Annotated in this window: 11 protein-coding genes; 6 read left to right on the top strand and 5 right to left on the bottom strand. The window is 62.0% G+C overall.

Annotated features, from left to right (window positions below; all coding sequences use genetic code 11):
* Positions 1-98: 98 nt before the first annotated feature.
* Together treS and NW845_RS07640 are read left to right on the top strand one after the other, a co-directional pair.
* Positions 99-3,521, top strand: coding sequence for a maltose alpha-D-glucosyltransferase (gene treS, locus NW845_RS07645; RefSeq protein WP_414377931.1), 3,423 nt, complete (start codon positions 99-101; stop codon positions 3,519-3,521).
* Between the two features lie 10 nt (positions 3,522-3,531).
* Positions 3,532-4,281 (top strand): SOS response-associated peptidase, encoded by a 750-nt coding sequence (locus tag NW845_RS07640; protein WP_414377929.1) that lies wholly within the window; start codon positions 3,532-3,534, stop codon positions 4,279-4,281.
* On the opposite strand, the gene dprA is transcribed toward NW845_RS07640, so the two are convergent.
* Entirely contained in the window at positions 4,220-5,356 is a 1,137-nt protein-coding gene (gene dprA / locus NW845_RS07635; RefSeq protein WP_414377927.1) for a DNA-processing protein DprA, read from the bottom strand. The genes NW845_RS07640 and dprA overlap by 62 nt on opposite strands.
* 69 nt (positions 5,357-5,425) lie before the next feature.
* Here dprA and NW845_RS07630 point away from each other — a divergent pair, with 69 nt between their 5' ends.
* Complete coding sequence (locus tag NW845_RS07630; protein WP_414377925.1) at positions 5,426-5,677, top strand: hypothetical protein; 252 nt, start codon at positions 5,426-5,428, stop codon at positions 5,675-5,677.
* Entirely contained in the window at positions 5,670-7,175 is a 1,506-nt protein-coding gene (locus tag NW845_RS07625; protein WP_414377923.1) for a sodium:solute symporter family protein, read from the top strand. Before NW845_RS07630 ends, NW845_RS07625 begins: the two co-directional genes overlap by 8 nt.
* On the opposite strand, the gene NW845_RS07620 is transcribed toward NW845_RS07625, so the two are convergent.
* Together NW845_RS07620 and clpS are read right to left on the bottom strand one after the other, a co-directional pair.
* The gene (locus tag NW845_RS07620) at positions 7,126-7,953 is read right to left on the bottom strand and encodes a lysostaphin resistance A-like protein (RefSeq protein ID WP_414377921.1); all 828 of its coding nucleotides are present in this window, start codon (positions 7,951-7,953) and stop codon (positions 7,126-7,128) included. The two genes, NW845_RS07625 and NW845_RS07620, sit on opposite strands and share 50 nt — an antisense overlap.
* Before the next feature lie 15 nt (positions 7,954-7,968).
* Complete coding sequence (gene clpS, locus NW845_RS07615) at positions 7,969-8,250, bottom strand: ATP-dependent Clp protease adapter ClpS (protein ID WP_414349213.1); 282 nt, start codon at positions 8,248-8,250, stop codon at positions 7,969-7,971.
* A gap of 274 nt (positions 8,251-8,524) precedes the next feature.
* Between clpS and NW845_RS07610 the strand changes: the two genes are divergently transcribed.
* Positions 8,525-10,252 (top strand): alkaline phosphatase D family protein, encoded by a 1,728-nt coding sequence (locus NW845_RS07610; RefSeq protein ID WP_414377917.1) that lies wholly within the window; start codon positions 8,525-8,527, stop codon positions 10,250-10,252.
* A gap of 313 nt (positions 10,253-10,565) precedes the next feature.
* Entirely contained in the window at positions 10,566-10,835 is a 270-nt protein-coding gene (locus NW845_RS07605) for a hypothetical protein (RefSeq protein ID WP_414364627.1), read from the top strand.
* 80 nt (positions 10,836-10,915) lie between these two features.
* On the opposite strand, the gene NW845_RS07600 is transcribed toward NW845_RS07605, so the two are convergent.
* On the bottom strand, positions 10,916-13,210 hold the full coding sequence (locus NW845_RS07600; RefSeq protein ID WP_414377914.1) for a glycosyltransferase family 2 protein: 2,295 nt from the start codon (positions 13,208-13,210) through the stop codon (positions 10,916-10,918).
* 61 nt (positions 13,211-13,271) lie between these two features.
* Positions 13,272-15,209, bottom strand: a complete 1,938-nt coding sequence (locus NW845_RS07595; protein WP_414377912.1) for a cellulose biosynthesis cyclic di-GMP-binding regulatory protein BcsB — start codon at positions 15,207-15,209, stop codon at positions 13,272-13,274.

Genomic DNA, 15,209 nt, shown 5'->3' with positions numbered 1-15,209 from the left:
AGCGATATATCCAGAATCAGTCAGGAGGCGCTATCCCTCCCCACCCGGGTGGGGAATCCCGCGCCTTACGTTGACCCCTCGGTTTTGGTTGCCGCCCTATGATGACCCGAACTCCTCTTCGCTCTGTTGGCTCCAGCTTGGCCCCCAGCCCTCTCTGGTACAAAGACGCGGTGATCTACGAAGTGCCGGTGCGGGCCTTTGCCGATAGCGATGGCGATGGCGTGGGCGACTTCCAGGGCCTGACGGAAAAGCTGGACTACCTGCAAGATCTCGGCATCACGGCCATCTGGCTGTTGCCCTTTTTCCCATCCCCCCTGCGGGATGATGGCTATGATGTTTCTGATTTTACCAACGTTAACCCCACCCTGGGCACCCTAGAGGACTTTAAAATCTTTCTAGATGCCGCCCACCAACGCGGGATCCGCGTCATCATCGAGCTGATCCTCAACCACACCTCCGATCAGCATCCCTGGTTTCAGCGGGCTCGGCGCGCCGCCCCCGGCACGCCTGAGCGGGATTTCTACGTTTGGAGCGATACCCCCGAAAAGTACAAAGAGGCCCGCATCATCTTTCAAGACTTTGAAACTTCCAACTGGGCCTGGGATCCGGTGGCCAAGGCCTACTACTGGCATCGCTTCTACTCCCACCAGCCGGATCTCAACTACGACAACCCTGCCGTGCAGAAGGCCATCTTCGAGGTGGTGGACTTTTGGCTGAGCATGGGGGTGGACGGCCTGCGGTTGGACGCGGTGCCCTATCTGTACGAGCGGGAGGGCACCAACTGCGAGAACCTGCCGGAAACCCACGCCTTCCTCAAGGCCCTACGCAAATACATTGACGAAAGATATCCCAACCGTATGCTGCTGGCGGAGGCCAACCAGTGGCCGGAAGATGCTGTGGCCTACTTCGGCGACGGAGATGAGTGCCACATGGACTTCCACTTCCCCCTGATGCCACGGCTCTTTATGGCCATCCAGATGGAGGATCGCTTCCCCATCATCGACATCCTGCAGCAGACTCCCCCCATCCCCGAAACCTGCCAGTGGGCTATTTTCTTGCGCAACCACGACGAGCTCACCCTGGAGATGGTCACCGACGAAGAGCGGGACTACATGTACCAGGTCTACGCCAAGGATCCCAACGCGCGGGTCAACCTGGGCATCCGTCGCCGCCTGGCCCCGCTGCTGGGCAACAGCCGCCGCCGCATCGAGCTGATGAACAGCCTGCTGTTTTCTCTGCCCGGCACGCCGGTGATCTACTACGGCGACGAAATCGGCATGGGGGACAACATCTACCTGGGGGATCGCAACAGCGTGCGCACGCCGATGCAGTGGAGCGCCGACCGCAACGCCGGCTTTTCTCGCGCCAACCCGCAGAAGCTCTACCTGCCCATCGTCATCGATGCCGAGTACCACTACGAAACCGTCAACGTGGAAGCGCAGCGGAACAACCCCTATTCCCTGTGGTGGACGATGAAACGGATGATTGCGGTGCGCAAGCGCTTCCAAGCTTTTGGCCGCGGCTCTTTTGAGCTGCTGCACCCGGAAAACCGCAAGGTGCTGGCCTTTATGCGAGCCTACGGCGACGAGCGCATCCTGGTGGTGGCCAACCTCTCCCGCTACGCGCAGTTTGTGGAGCTGGACTTAGCCCACTGGGAGGGGCTGATCCCGGTAGAGATCTTCGGGCGCACGCCGTTTCCTCCCATCGGTCAACTGCCCTATTTCCTGACCCTGGGCCCCCACTCCTTCTACTGGTTTTCCCTCGAGCCACAGCGACCAACGGAGCGGATCCACCCCAGTCACAGCAAACCGGAAGAGCCGGATCGCCTGCCCACCCTGATCGCCCCCACGTGGGAAAGCCTCTTTCAAGGGGAAAGCCAAGAGCGGCTGGAGGCGGTCTTGGGCGACTACCTCTACCGCTGCCGTTGGTTCGGCTCCAAAGCCCGCCAAATTCAGTCGGCCCAGATCTTGGATGCCATTCCTTGTAATCGGGAAGGGGATCCCCCCTTTCGGGGCCAGATTTTGCTCTTGCAAGTCGAGTTTACCGAGGGGGAAGCAGAACTCTACTCTCTCCCCGTGGGCTACACCACCCAAGAGGCGGCCCTGCACCTGCGCGTAGAGACACCCCAGGCAGTCATCCTCCCTGTGCAGGTGGCCGGGGATCCGCCGGGCGTGCTTTTCGACGCGCTGGCCGATAAAACCTTTTTGTCGTTGCCGCTGCAGATCATCGCCCAGCAGGGCCGCCTGCGCCACTCCTCAGGGGAGCTGTGGGCCACCACCTTTGCTCCCTTTGAGTACGACCTCGGCCTTGAACCCCGCATCCTCAAGGCGGAGCAGAGCAACACCTCGGTGGTCTACGGCAATCAGTACATCCTCAAGTTCTATCGCAAGGTGGCCGAGGGGGTGAATCCAGAGCTAGAGATCGGCCGCTACCTGCTGGAGCACCATCCCCAGGTGCGGGTGCCGCGGCTGTTGGGATCCCTGGAATATCGCCGCCGCCGTGGGGCGCGGGGCTTTGATCCCAGCGATCAGCCCATCACGTTGGCCATTTTGCAGGAGTACATCCCCAACGAGGGGGATGCCTGGCACTACACGCTGGACAGCCTGGGGCAGTTTTTCGAGACGGTGCTGGTTCACTACCTAGAGGTGGATCCCGTGCCCGTTCCGCAGGGATCCTTCCTGGAACTTGCACAACTTCCCCTGCCGGAGCTGGCCTACGCCACCATTGGCAGCTACCTGGAGTCGGTGCGGATCTTGGCCAAGCGCACCGCCGAGCTGCACCTTGCTCTGGCTGCTGAGACGGAAAATAAAGACTTTGCCCCCGAGCCCTTCTCCAGTCTTTACCAGCGCTCCATCTATCAATCCATGCGCAATTTGGTGGGGCAGGTGTTTCCGCTGCTGAACAAGCAGATCCCCAAGCTGCCGGAGGTGGAGGCCAAGTTGGCCCGGGCTGTTCGCGACCAAGAAGGGGAGATCATGAGCCGCTTCCGCCTCATCCTGGAGCGGAAGATCACGGCTTTGCGCACTCGCTGCCATGGGGATTACCACTTGGGCCAGGTGCTGTTTACCGGCAAGGACTTTGTCATCATCGACTTTGAAGGGGAGCCGGCCCGCTCCCTGGGAGAACGCCGCCTCAAACGCTGCCCCCTGCGGGATGTGGCAGGGATGCTGCGCTCTTTCCACTACGCCGTTCACACCGGCTTGCGCCAGCAACTGGAAAGCGGCCTGGTCTGCGGGGACAAGTGCCCCGACATGATGCGCTGGGCCCAGTTTTGGCACCGCTGGGTTTGTGCTGCTTTCTTGGCCGAGTATCTCCAGGTGGCTTCCCAAGGGGCTTTTCTGCCCCGCAGCCCGCAGGAGCTGGAAGTGCTGCTAGAGGCCTATCTGCTGGAGAAGGCCATCTACGAGCTGGGCTACGAGCTCAACCACCGCCCTGTTCACGTCAGCGGGACGGAGTCCTTGTGGGTGGAGATCCCGCTGCGGGGGATCCTGCAGTTGCTGGGCATTTCCACCCAGGTTTGAGGGATCCCGGATGTGCGGACGGTTTAGCCTGGCGGTTGCTCCCGAACGGCTGCAGCAGCATTTTCAACTCGAGAGGGGGGCAGTGGCGGCGCTCCAGCCCCGCTACAACATTGCCCCTGCTCAGCCAGTGCTGGCGGTGGTGGCGGGATCCCTTCAGCGCCAGGCCACTCAGTTCCGCTGGGGCTTGATCCCCAGTTGGAGCCGCACTCCCAAGGCCGGGTGGATCAATGCCCGCGCCGAGACCGTGGCCGAGAAACCCTCTTTCCGCCAGGCCTTTTGCCGCCGCCGCTGCCTGATCCCGGCAGATGGCTTCTACGAGTGGGCCGACCAGGGCACGGCCAAGCGACAGCCCTACTGGTTTTACCTGCTGGATCGACCGGTGTTTGCCTTTGCCGGCATTTGGGAGCGCTGGCGCAGCCCACAAGGGGTGGAGAGAGAAACTTGCGCCATCCTCAACACGCCAGCCAATCGGCTAATGGGGCTTTTCCACGAGCGGATGCCGGCCATTTTGCTAGAAGACGATTACGACCTCTGGCTGGATCCGCAGGTGCGGGATCCGGCGCGGCTCCTGCCCTTGCTTCGCCCCTACCCGGCAGAGGCCATGGCCGCCTACCCCGTCAGCACCCATGTCAACAACCCTCGCCACGAGGATCCCACATGCCGGGCTCCCATCGGGGAAGCGGTGCAGGGATCCAACCTCAGCGAGCCCGCTGGTAGCGCATCCCCGGCAGTTGCACCAGCCAGCCCTCCAGTTCCATAAGCAGCAGGGTGCTGGAGAGGGTGGCAATGTCCATCTGGGTGGCCTGAGCCAGGGCATCGAGGCTGAGGATGTCGTTGCCCAGGAGCTGCCAGAGAAGCTGCTGCTGCGGATCCCTGGGGCCGGCGGACAAGGGTTGGTCTGGGAGAGGGGATCCCTGAACTAAGCCCAGCTCTTGGAGCAGCTCCTCGATCCCCAGGATCATCGCTGCACCACTGCGGATGAGGTGCAGACAGCCGCGGGCCGCTGCCGTGTCGATATTCCCCGGCAGGGCATACACCTCCCGCCCGTATTGGTTGGCCAGGTGGGCGGTAATCAGCGCCCCTGAGCGCTCTGGGGCCTCCATCACCAGGGTGGCGCGGCAGAGGCCGGCGATAATGCGGTTGCGCTGGGGAAAGTGCTCCTTGGCCGGCGGCGTGCCGGGGGGATATTCGCTGAGGACGGCCCCTTGTTCCAGGATGCGCCGGTAGAGAGCGCGATGGTGGGCGGGGTAAACCTGATCCACCCCAGTTCCCACCACGGCCACCGTCTTGCCGCCTGCCTCCAGGCAGGCCTGGTGGGCAATGCTGTCGATCCCGGTGGCCAGTCCCGACACCACCACACAGCCGGCTTCCGCCAGGGCGGCGCTGACTTTCTGGGTCCACTGCTGACCGTAGGAGGTGGGGGCGCGGGTGCCGACAATAGCGATGGCCGGCTGCTGCCAGTCGGGGCACTCGCCTAAGACGTAGAGAAGGGGCGGTGGATCCGGCAGCTCCCACAACAAGGGCGGATAGCCGGGATCCGCAGGGGTTAGGAAGGGGATCCCGGGCTTCTGGGTTTGCTCCAGGATCTCCCCAGGGTCGAGGCCAGGACGGGCAGAGGCAATCGTTTCTGCCAGGGTGGGGCCAATGCCCTCTACCTGCAGCAGGGCCGGAACATCCGCCTGCCAGGCCCGTTCCAAGGATCCAAAGAACTCTGCCAGCCGCTTGAGGCGATGGGGGCCGATCCCTCTAATCCGCGCCCAAGCCAGCCAGTAGGGCCGCTCTCGTTCGCCCCCAGCTTCCCTTTTGCCGGCAGGATCGGAAATGGAGAAAGACAAGTTCAGCTCCCCCCAACAGTGGCTGTAGTACCTTAAGTAATGGTCAGCAAAAAAGCAGGAGATAGGCAAATGGCAGGATTGGATCCTGCTGGTGGTTCTCAGGCGGCAAGGCCATTGCGGTTTGGACAAGGACGCCAGGCTTGGGTGTGGGGGATCTATCCGCTGCTGTGGCTGTTGACCTGGGTGGGATCCCGCTCGGCCCAGCCGCAGTTATGGGGGATCCCGGCTTGGTACTGGGGAGCAGGGTTGGCGGTGCTGCTGTTGGTGCCCCTGAACTTCTACTTTGTGCGAACTTGCTGGCCCAGGGCTGGAGATGAGTGACACGGTTTTGAGTTTGGGTGTGGTGGGGGTGTACTTGCTGCTGCTGGCGGCCATTGGTTGGTGGAGCTACCGCCGCAGCGGCCAGGATCCGGTCAGCTATTTCCTGGCAGGGCGGGGGCTGGGATCCCTGGCCTTGACCTTGACCACGCTGGCGACGCTGCTCAGCGCCTTTACCTTCCTCGGGGTGCCGGCGGATGCCTACACCCACGGCCTGGGGATTTTTTTGGCCGTGGGGGTCACCACGGCGCTGATCTCAGGGCTGTTTTTTTGGGTGGGCTACCGGGTGTGGCTGGCGGCCCGCCACTTTGGGTTCATCACCCCCTCGGAGTTTTTTGGCCACCGCTTCAACAGCCCTCTCCTGGCCCTGCTCTATTGCCTAAGCGCCCTGACGTTTACCGCCCCCTACATCAGCATCCAGATCATCGGCGGGGCGCGCACCCTGGCCGCCGTTTTGGGGGAAGGGATCCCCTACTGGCCCCTGGCGGTGGGGGTGGCGCTGGTCATCCTGGGCTATGTCCTCTTCGGCGGCTCCCAGGCGGTGGTCTGGACGGACGTGGTGCAGGGGATCATCTTGGTTGTGGGGATGGGAGTGGCCTTTGTGGCCGTGGCCTTGAGTTGGGGCCAAGAGGCCGGCAGCCAGTTGGATCCCTGGCTGAGCTTGCCCGGCCCCCAGGGGCGCTGGAGCTGGCAGACCCTGCTTGGCAACCAACTGCTGTTTTTGATGGCCACGCCCCTTTTTCCCCAATTTTTTCAGCGCTTCTACATGGCCAAAAGTGCCCGTCCCTTTCAGACCCTGATGGTGGTCTGGCCGCTGCTGATTCTACTGGTGTTCTTCCCAGCAGCCCTCATTGGCGTCTGGGGTCGGCTGGCTTTTCCTGACCTGCAGCAGCCGGATCAGATCATGCCGCTGATGTTGCAGACCCTGCCCAGCGGCGTGGCAGCAGTGGTGATTACAGCGGCGCTGGCGGCTTTGATGTCTACGGCGGACTCGCAACTGCTAACAGCCAGCTCCCTGGTTACCCGGGATCTGGTGGTTACCTTGCTCAAGCGCCAGCTTTCTCCGCACCAGGAGGAGCTGTTGGGCCGCTGGGTGGTGTTGGGGATTGGGTTGGTCTCCTTTGCCATTGCCGTCAGGCCACCGGGGCTCATTACCCAGATTGCCACCTGGAGCTTTCAGGGCAACGCCATGCTCTTTCCCCTCTTGATTGCCGGCCTGTACTGGAAGCGGGCTACCCGCGCCGGGGCCGTAGCCGGAGCTTTGGTTTCCAGCGGTCTCACCTTGGGCTGGCTGGCGGGCCTGTTGCCCCAAGCCTGGACGGGGGGCTGGCTGCCGGTGATCCCGGCGGTGGTTGTCGGCACGGCGGTGCTGGTGGGGGTGAGCTTGCTCACTCAGCCCGACCAGGAGAAGCTGGCCGCCTACTATGAGAGCGGCCCTTGGGGGGAGAGTCCTATGGGCCTTCCCCAGCCAGCAGCCAGCGAGCCTGAGACAGCCCCTTAAGGAGAAGGAAGGTGCCGCCCAGGAAGAGCAGGCCCATCAGCCCGGCTAGGGGGTTACCGCCGATGCCGGTGAGCCACTCTGGCGCCCTGCCGGTGTACTCGATCCAAGCCAAGTTGTTAACCCAGGTGATGCCCCACACCCAGCCGGCGTGCAGCCCCAGGCTGAGTCCTAGCTTGTTTTGGTTCCACACCTTTGCCTGGGCCAGCAGCAGGCCCATCAGCCACAGCCCCGGAAACTGGGGCCAGGTGGCGAGGATCTCTGCTGGCGGCTTCAAAAAGTGGGCCAAAGCAAAGAGAAGGCTGGATCCCCACAGAGCGCTTGTCCAGCCGTAGTCCAAGGCCATCTCCTGCAGCAGCCAGCCGCGGAACAACAGCTCTTCTGCTAGAGCCACCGCCAGGCCCACCCCTAGCCCCAGCAAGCCATAGCCCAGCAGGGATCCCCCTTCCACCGGCCGCCAGCTCAGCCAGCCCAGGGCCCCCTCCAGGCCAAAGAGCAGAAAAAGCCCGCCCACACCCATCCCCAGGCCCCAGAGGATCCCAGCTCGGCAGGCCCAACTCTTGTCCAGGCCATAGGCGGCAAACCCAGATCCCCACAGCCCCAGCCAAAGGAGCAGGAGGACATACAGCGGCAGCCAGAGGTACTCTCGGCCAAAGAAAAATCCCCCCAGGCCGACCCACGGTAGCCAGGCCAAAAGGGGGATCCCCAAAAACAGCAACAGCCGCAGCGGCAAGGGAAAGGCCTTGAGTTTGCCAATCAGCTCAGCAGTCGGCAGGCCCACCCAAACCGCTCCTAACTAGCGTTCCGGCTCGATCGAGCTGGTGAGGCCGTGCCGGCGCAACTGCTCGCAGTAAAACTCCGCGTGCTCCCGCGGCACCACGATGACCACAGCAACGCCGTTGTTGTGGGCTTCCAACATGATCTCGGTGGCTTGCGGCGGCATCATCGATGGAATGACCTTCACCAGCACCTGCACCACGTACTCCATGGTGTTGACATCGTCGTTGTGCAGCAACACCCGGTACATGGGCATATGCTTCGGGGTTACAGAAGGCTTAACCAGAGTCTCCGTAGCCACGACGATCCCTCCTTGGGTCAACAAGAGGTTCTAGAACGCAAAACCGAAAACAAAGCCAAAAAGCAAAAAACCTTAATGGAATTTTAGCCTTCGCAGGAAGGGCTATGAAAAGGCCGCGGAGAACCCAAGCCTCAGGTCTGGCGTTCTTAAACAGAAGCTAACCCAGTTTTCACCGGCCCACAACCTCAGTTTGGGCGCAGAAGTGCTTGACTAGGGGCAATTGGCCATTGTTGCGGATCCCTTTACATTTGCCGGCGTCGCTGAGGTTAGCTGTATGAGTTCCCTGCGTTCCCGTCGCTTTTTCCTGCAGTTGCTGATGTTTGGCGGTGGGGCAGCCGCCCTGGCCGCCTGTGGGGGCACCTCCAGTTCTTCTATACCGCCGCTGGGAGAGCCAGGATTTCCCCAGGGGGTGTTTGCCGGGGATCCCACCTCTGAGGGGGCGGTGCTTTCCACGCGGGTGGTGCCGGCCAGCAGCGTGGATACGGTGCCTGTGACGCTGCAGGTGGCGGAAAATGCCGAGTTCAACCCCATTCTGCAGCAGGTTGCGCTGACTGCCCGCCGCGTGGCCGGTCGCAACTACCGCACCGAGCCGGGCGACTACATTGCCCGCGCCGTTGTTACCGGCCTGAGGCCGGCGCAGCGCTATTTCTACCGCTTTGTCAGTGAGGGGTTTACCAGCCCTGTGGGCCAGTTCCGCACCCTGCCGGCTCCGGGCGATGGGCGGCCCATCCGCTTCTTGCACATTAGCTGCGCCAATGAGCCTCCTTTCCCCATTGGGGCGGCCCTGTTGGCCGAGGTTAACCGCGGCGATATTGATTTCATCGCCTTCAACGGCGACACCGTTTATGCGGATCGCTTCTGGCTGGGGCTGGATCCGGTACCGACGCTGGAGTTTTACCGCAGCCTCTATCGGGATCAGCGGGATCCCCAGTATGCCGGGCCGGAGTTCCCGCAGTTGTTCAGTCGCACTTCCTTTGTCGTTAACTGGGATGACCACGAGGTGATTGACAACTACAGCGGCCAGAAGGCCCGCGGCGGCCGCGCCGTCCAGCTCAACGACACCACCGGGCAAACCCGCGACGTGGAAGATTTTAGGGTGCTGGGCTACCAGGCCTTTTTTGAGTACAACCCCATCACCCCCACCTTGACGGATGTACCGGGGGTAGATAGCCGGGATCGGGTGTTTCGCAGCTTCCGCTACGGTGCCAACGCTGAAGTCTTTATCCTCGACCTGCGCCAGTACCGCGACTTGGCTGCTGTGACCCCGATCCTGCCCATTTTGCCCCCTGGCTTGACCCGCCAGCGCTTTTTGGAACTGGCCGGCATCCGCCTCACGCCCCAGCAGGAGACCCTGTTCTTCGGCCCGCCGGGATCGGAAGAGGCGCTGTTTAACCTGCTGCGCCGCACGCCGCGCATTCTTTTGGGAGAACCCCAAAAGCAGTGGTTGTTCAACGGCCTGCGCAGCTCCACCGCCACCTACAAGTTCATCGTCAGCGAGTTTCCCATCACGGTGACCTATTTCCGCTCCAACGACGTCTGGGAGGGCTACTGGCTGGAGCGGCAGGAGGTGATCGACTTTATTGAGCGCAACAACATCCGCAACGTGGTGTTCCTAACCGGCAACAACCACGCCGGCTTTATCGGCCAGGTCAACCCCGGCAGCAGCAACCCCATCTGGGAGGTGTGGACTGGCCCCACCGGACGCAGCGTGACCGCCTTGAGCATTGACGAGTTGGGCAGCCAACTGGGGATCCCCAACGCCAGCCGCCTCTACTACCGGATTGTGAATGGCTTTCTCGCCCCTGTGAACCCTGCCAATCCAGAAGTGAGCGGGATCCCTGGCGTCACAACCGGCAACCTGCGCTTTTTGGAGCTGGCGGTGCCCAACTACACCCTCATTGAAGTCTCCAGCAGCCGCTGCACCCTTCAGATCAAGGGCCCCACCGGCGGCGTCCTCACCGATCCCCTGGGGCGCCGCGGAGAACTGGTGCTGCCCCAGTGAGAACAATCAAGGGCTTTGGGCAGGTTTTCTCAGTCTCATTCTGATCGAAATTCAGGGATCCCTGCGCAAGTTGGGATCCCTTTTTGTAACTCTTTTTTGCAACTTGTAAGGAAGATGCCGGCTGTGATCGCAATCAGCCAGGGAGCGAAAACGTTAATGCTAGCGTGTAGGTAGGGCAGGGATCCCTGTTGCGGCAAAGAAAACTTCATGGAAGGAGGAAAATCCGATGGTTGCTCTGCGGGGTTGGCTGGCAGCGGGCATGATCGGCGCAGCTGCAATCCTGGGTGGTGGTGAAGCGTGGGCCCAAAGGAGCTTGTGGTTACTGAACGGGCAATCGACCTGGGTTAATGGTTATTTCTACCCAGGCGAGAACATCTGGGCCGAGTGCGACCTCGACTGCCACGACGTGGATCTGGTGCTTTACGATCGCAACGGTCGGTGGGTAGCCGAAGATACGCTCTTGGACGATTTCCCCATCGTCCAGGCTCCCTATGAGGGCAGCTTCGCCGTCCAGGTGATCATGGCCGGCTGCCGCCACCCACGCGGCTGTGCTGTCGTCGTCGATTCTGACTACGGCTTCTAGCGCTTCCCTCGCCCCTAGCCCCTCTCCCTCTTGGAAGAGGGGAAGGAGGTACCGCCTGCTGTAGGGATGAAGGGGGCTGCCTAGGCGGGTTTGTGGCTGGCTTCCTGCACTTTGGCGTGGGTGAATTTGCTCAAGCCATGGATGGTTTTTTCCCAGTAGAAGGGCTTGGTAAAAAGCTGCCACAGGGCCATGTAGGCTGCAATGGAGTGCAGTTGCCAGTAAATGGGGTTGAGAAGAGCATAGAAGGCCAAGTCGTAGTAGCCCCGCCGAAAAACGGCCACCAAGTTCAAGTAGATCCCAATGGCATTGCCCACCAAGAGGTTAAACAAGCCCAAGTAAATTAGCCAACTGGGAAAGATGTTTTGCAGCCAATGGGCGCGGGTGAGCAGCCAGTAGAAAAACAGCAGCCACATGATGGGGCTGGTGAGGAAGGTGAAGAAGCTGCCGCCGATAAAAAATTGGTAGGCCAGCCAGTTCTTGAGGCCCAGCTTGCGCAAAGAGCGCAGCGGGTTGCGGTTGTGCACCAGCCAGGTCTGCATATAGCCTTTGATCCAGCGGGAGCGCTGCCGGATCCAGTTTTTGAGGGCGCAGTTGGCCTCTTCGTAGGTGGTGGAGTTGATCACCCCCACCGTATAGCCGTGCTGGCTGGCGCGAATGCCCAGATCAGCATCTTCGGTGACGTTAAAGGGATCCCATCCCTGCAATTCCCGCAGGCGGTCGGTGCGGAAGTGGTTGCTGGTGCCCCCCAGAGGAATGGGCATTTTCAAGGTTTCCAGGCCCGGCAGCAGGTAATCAAACCAATAGGAATACTCCAGAGTAAACATGCGGGTAAGAAAGTTCTCGTTGCGGTTAAAATAGTTGAGGGCCGCTTGAACGCAGACCAAGCTGGGATCCCCTTTTTTGAAGGCAATGATGGCTTTTTTCAGTTGATCCGGATCGGGGATGTCTTCGGCATCGTAGATGGTGAGGTATTCGCCGCGGGCAAAGGCCAGGCCGTAGTTGCAGGCTTTGGGCTTGGTCTTGGGCTTGCTATCCGGCACGATCAACAGGCGCACGTAGCGGGGCGGCTTGGCGGCGCGGGCGGCCTCGATGGTGGCCTGGTCGTTTTCTTCCAACAGGATCAGCACGTCCAAGCGCTCGTGGGGGTAGTCCAGCTTGGAGAGGGAGTTGATGAGAATCGGCATCACCTCCGGCTCTTTGTAGACCGGCACCAGGATGGTGTAGATGGGCAAGCTGCGGTCATCGAGGGCGGCCACTTCTTCGTCGGTAATCTGGTGGAAGCGATCGGCGGATCCCACCAAGCTAAGCAGCAGTTTGAAGAGAATCGAAGCAATGTAAAAGAGGTTAATCAAAAGTACCAAGATCGTCAGGGTTGTCCAGGGGGCGCTGGCCAAGCTCCACAGCAGCAGCAGCAGCAGGCCATAGCCGACGGCAATTTGCGAGGGGGTAAACACCCGCGAGGCCGATTCCTCCGGCAGGCGGGCCAGCAGCTTGTACACCGCCTCTTGGCTAAAGCGGGATCCCTGATCTTGGCTGAGGAGCTGGGTGATATCCTGCTCGGTGCCCAGCACCTTTTCTATCCGCAACCCTGGCCGCCAACTGTAGAGCAGCTCGTCCACCGCCCAGTCCAGGGGGTCGTTGACCATCACGGTGAGGGTGTGCTCGTCCGTCCAGCTCAGGGGGTAGAAGAGGTGGTGCATCATCAGCTCCGGATCGAACTGGCGGCTCAGGCTCTCGTCCCGGTAGAGCAGCCCTGTTCCCATCAGCTCCGAGACGGAAGGGTAGCCCAGCAAATGGGCCAGAATGCTGAGATACTCCGGGGTGGAGAGGTAGCTCAGCCGGGTCAGCACCTGCCCCAGGCTAGATCCGGTGCGGCGGCGGATCTCCAGAGCCTGCTGCCACTGCTCCAGGGTGAGGCGGCTACCCAGCAGCTCAGCAGCCAGCTTGCGCTCGAGGATAACTGTCAAGATCTGCTTTTCGGTGGCCGGGATCTCCCACAGCTTTTCGGCCTCTGGGCAAAGGCGTTTCACCGCCTGCCAGACGCCGGGATAGCCGGGCTCTTCCGTGGCCACCACAACGGTTTGCGGGTTGAGCCAGCCACAGGGCAAAAAGCGCACTGGCAGGAGATCGCTGGGTTCCACTAGCCAAGGTAGCTCTGGATCTAAAGGCTGCTTGAGCAGCCAGTCCCGCAGCTTGGGCCGATCCAAAATCTGGCGACACAGCTCGGCAAACTTGCCGGGATGCATGACCCGCAAGCTCCAAAAAGCCCTGGGCAAGGAGCAGCCCACCTCTTCCCGGTACTCCTCCGCTGCCGCCAGTTGCTGGCGGGTGAGATAGCCCGCGCGCAAAAGCGAGGACTTAAGGGACTGGAGCATGGCCTAAAACCTGCGGTTTGGCTCAAGTCTGGCTCAACCGCAAGCCCATGCCTAGCCCCCCCTAGGAAGGGATGGGCGACTCGGGGCGGCGGGCCAAGCGGCGATAGACATTCCAGGCTCCTACTGCCAATAGAATAGCCAGCAGCAGCACCAGCCAATAGCGGTACTGCCACACCAAAAGCTGCCAACTGAAGCGGCCTGGGTAGCGCACCCGGTAGCCTTGGGGGGTGAGATCCCAGCTCTGCACCTGGGTGAGGGCGGGGGTGGCGGCGTAGGCGGTGAGCACATTTCCCTGCAGTTGGTTGGCCAGGCGGGTGCGTGGATCGGCAAGGCCGCGGCTGAGGCGTTCTGCCAAGGCCGGATCAGGTCCCCACCAGGATAGCCAGAGGGTAGGCCTGCCTTGGAGCAAAAAGTACTGCAAGAGGCCGAGGTTTTCCTGAGGTTGGGCGGCCAGGGCCACCTGCTGGTTCAAGGGGTTGAGGATCTCGAACTGGGATCCCAGCCGGATGGGGCTGTAAGGGAGCTCCACCTGCTCCGGGGCAGCGACAAGGATCTGCCAGGCGAAGTCGCCTGTTTCCAACTGGGTCTTTTCCTGGGGCAGAAACTGAAGGGTGGGCAGGAGCGGTTGGGCGGCCAGCCGGCTCAAGGCCCCCACCAGGTAGGCGGCAGCCGGCAGCCGTTGGGGATCCCCCAGCCAAACCCGTCCGGATCCCTGCAGCACCGCCGGGATCTCCTGCAGCTCGCCACTGGGGGCTTGGTAGCCGCTCCAGAGAAAGCCGGAGCTATCCGAGCGCACCTGAACCGTCAGCGGCGTCAGGGATCCCTGGCAATTGCCGGGGCTGGCCCCGTAATCAAAGCGCAGCTCCAGTTGGTTGAAGCGGCGCAGCAGGCGGGGGGGCAGGGTCACGGTCTCGTTGAGCTGGCTGCGACCAGTGAGGTTGTAGGTGCGCAGCAGAACGCCGTTCAAGAACACATAGCCCGTCAGGCGATCCCCGGCCCGACCATCCACCGGGTTCATGATCACATCCAGTTGGGCCGCCAGATCCCGCGGGCGCCCCCCCAACTGCGCCAGGTTGAAGTTGAAAACCAAAGACTGGCTGCCAAAGCCCCGCAGCAGGGGATCCACGATCCCCAACTCCCGCAAGCTGAGGCGGTTGGCCTTGAGAGCCCGCTCCCAGTCCGCCACCGCCGCCAACCGGATGCCGCGGCTCACCAGCCCCGCCCGCTTCCACTCTTCATAGAGGGCAAGAATGGCCTCGCGGCGGGCGGCCACCCGCAGCCGGGATCCCTCTGGAGTTACTTGATGCTGCAGGTGGGGGGTAAAGTTGGCCGGCTCCAGAATCACTTGAGGCCCTTCCCCTGGACGGTTGCTCCAGAGGATGGGGGTCTGAGGGAAGAGGTGGGCCAGCAAGCTGTACAGGCCCAGCGCTGCTTCCGCCACCTCAGGAGAGGGGTTGGCGGGCACCACCAGCGTGAGCTGGGGGTACATCAGGCGCAGAAAGCCGGCCACCGTAGCATCGGGCACGCGGGGCACCAGCTCAAAAAAACTGTCCCGCCCTACCTTCAGCAGCAGGTTGCCGGTGTTGAGGTCGGCACAGATGTCGTCGCTGATGCTCAAAAACGGCTGCACCGACACCGTGATAAAGCGCTCACCCGGGGGCAGGTCAGGGATCGGCACCCGCACCACCGGCTCCTGGCGCAGATCTTGCACCAGAAAGATCCCCGCCAGCTCCTCGTTAATCAGCACCCGCACGGTAGAGGTGGGCTTGAGCACCGGCGAAGGTTCTAGGCGCAACTGCACAAAGCTGGCTTCTGGGTCGATGCCGTTGATGGGCGCAGGGACGGTGACATCCAGGCGCGGGTTGGATCCCTGCAGCAGCACCGAACGCTCATAGCCCAGCCTCTGGAAAGCAAGGGGCTCCGCCCGCACTGCCTCTGTTGGCACGCAGCAGAGCAAGCCAGCCACCAACAGCCCCCACCCTCGCCTTACCCTAGCCAT

Origin of the sequence: Synechococcus sp. H60.2, assembly GCF_047462315.1 — a bacterium.
In the GTDB taxonomy this organism is placed as follows: domain Bacteria; phylum Cyanobacteriota; class Cyanobacteriia; order Thermostichales; family Thermostichaceae; genus Thermostichus.
The sequence above is the reverse complement of the archived record's forward strand: the minus strand, read 5'-3'. Positions and strand labels throughout refer to the sequence as shown.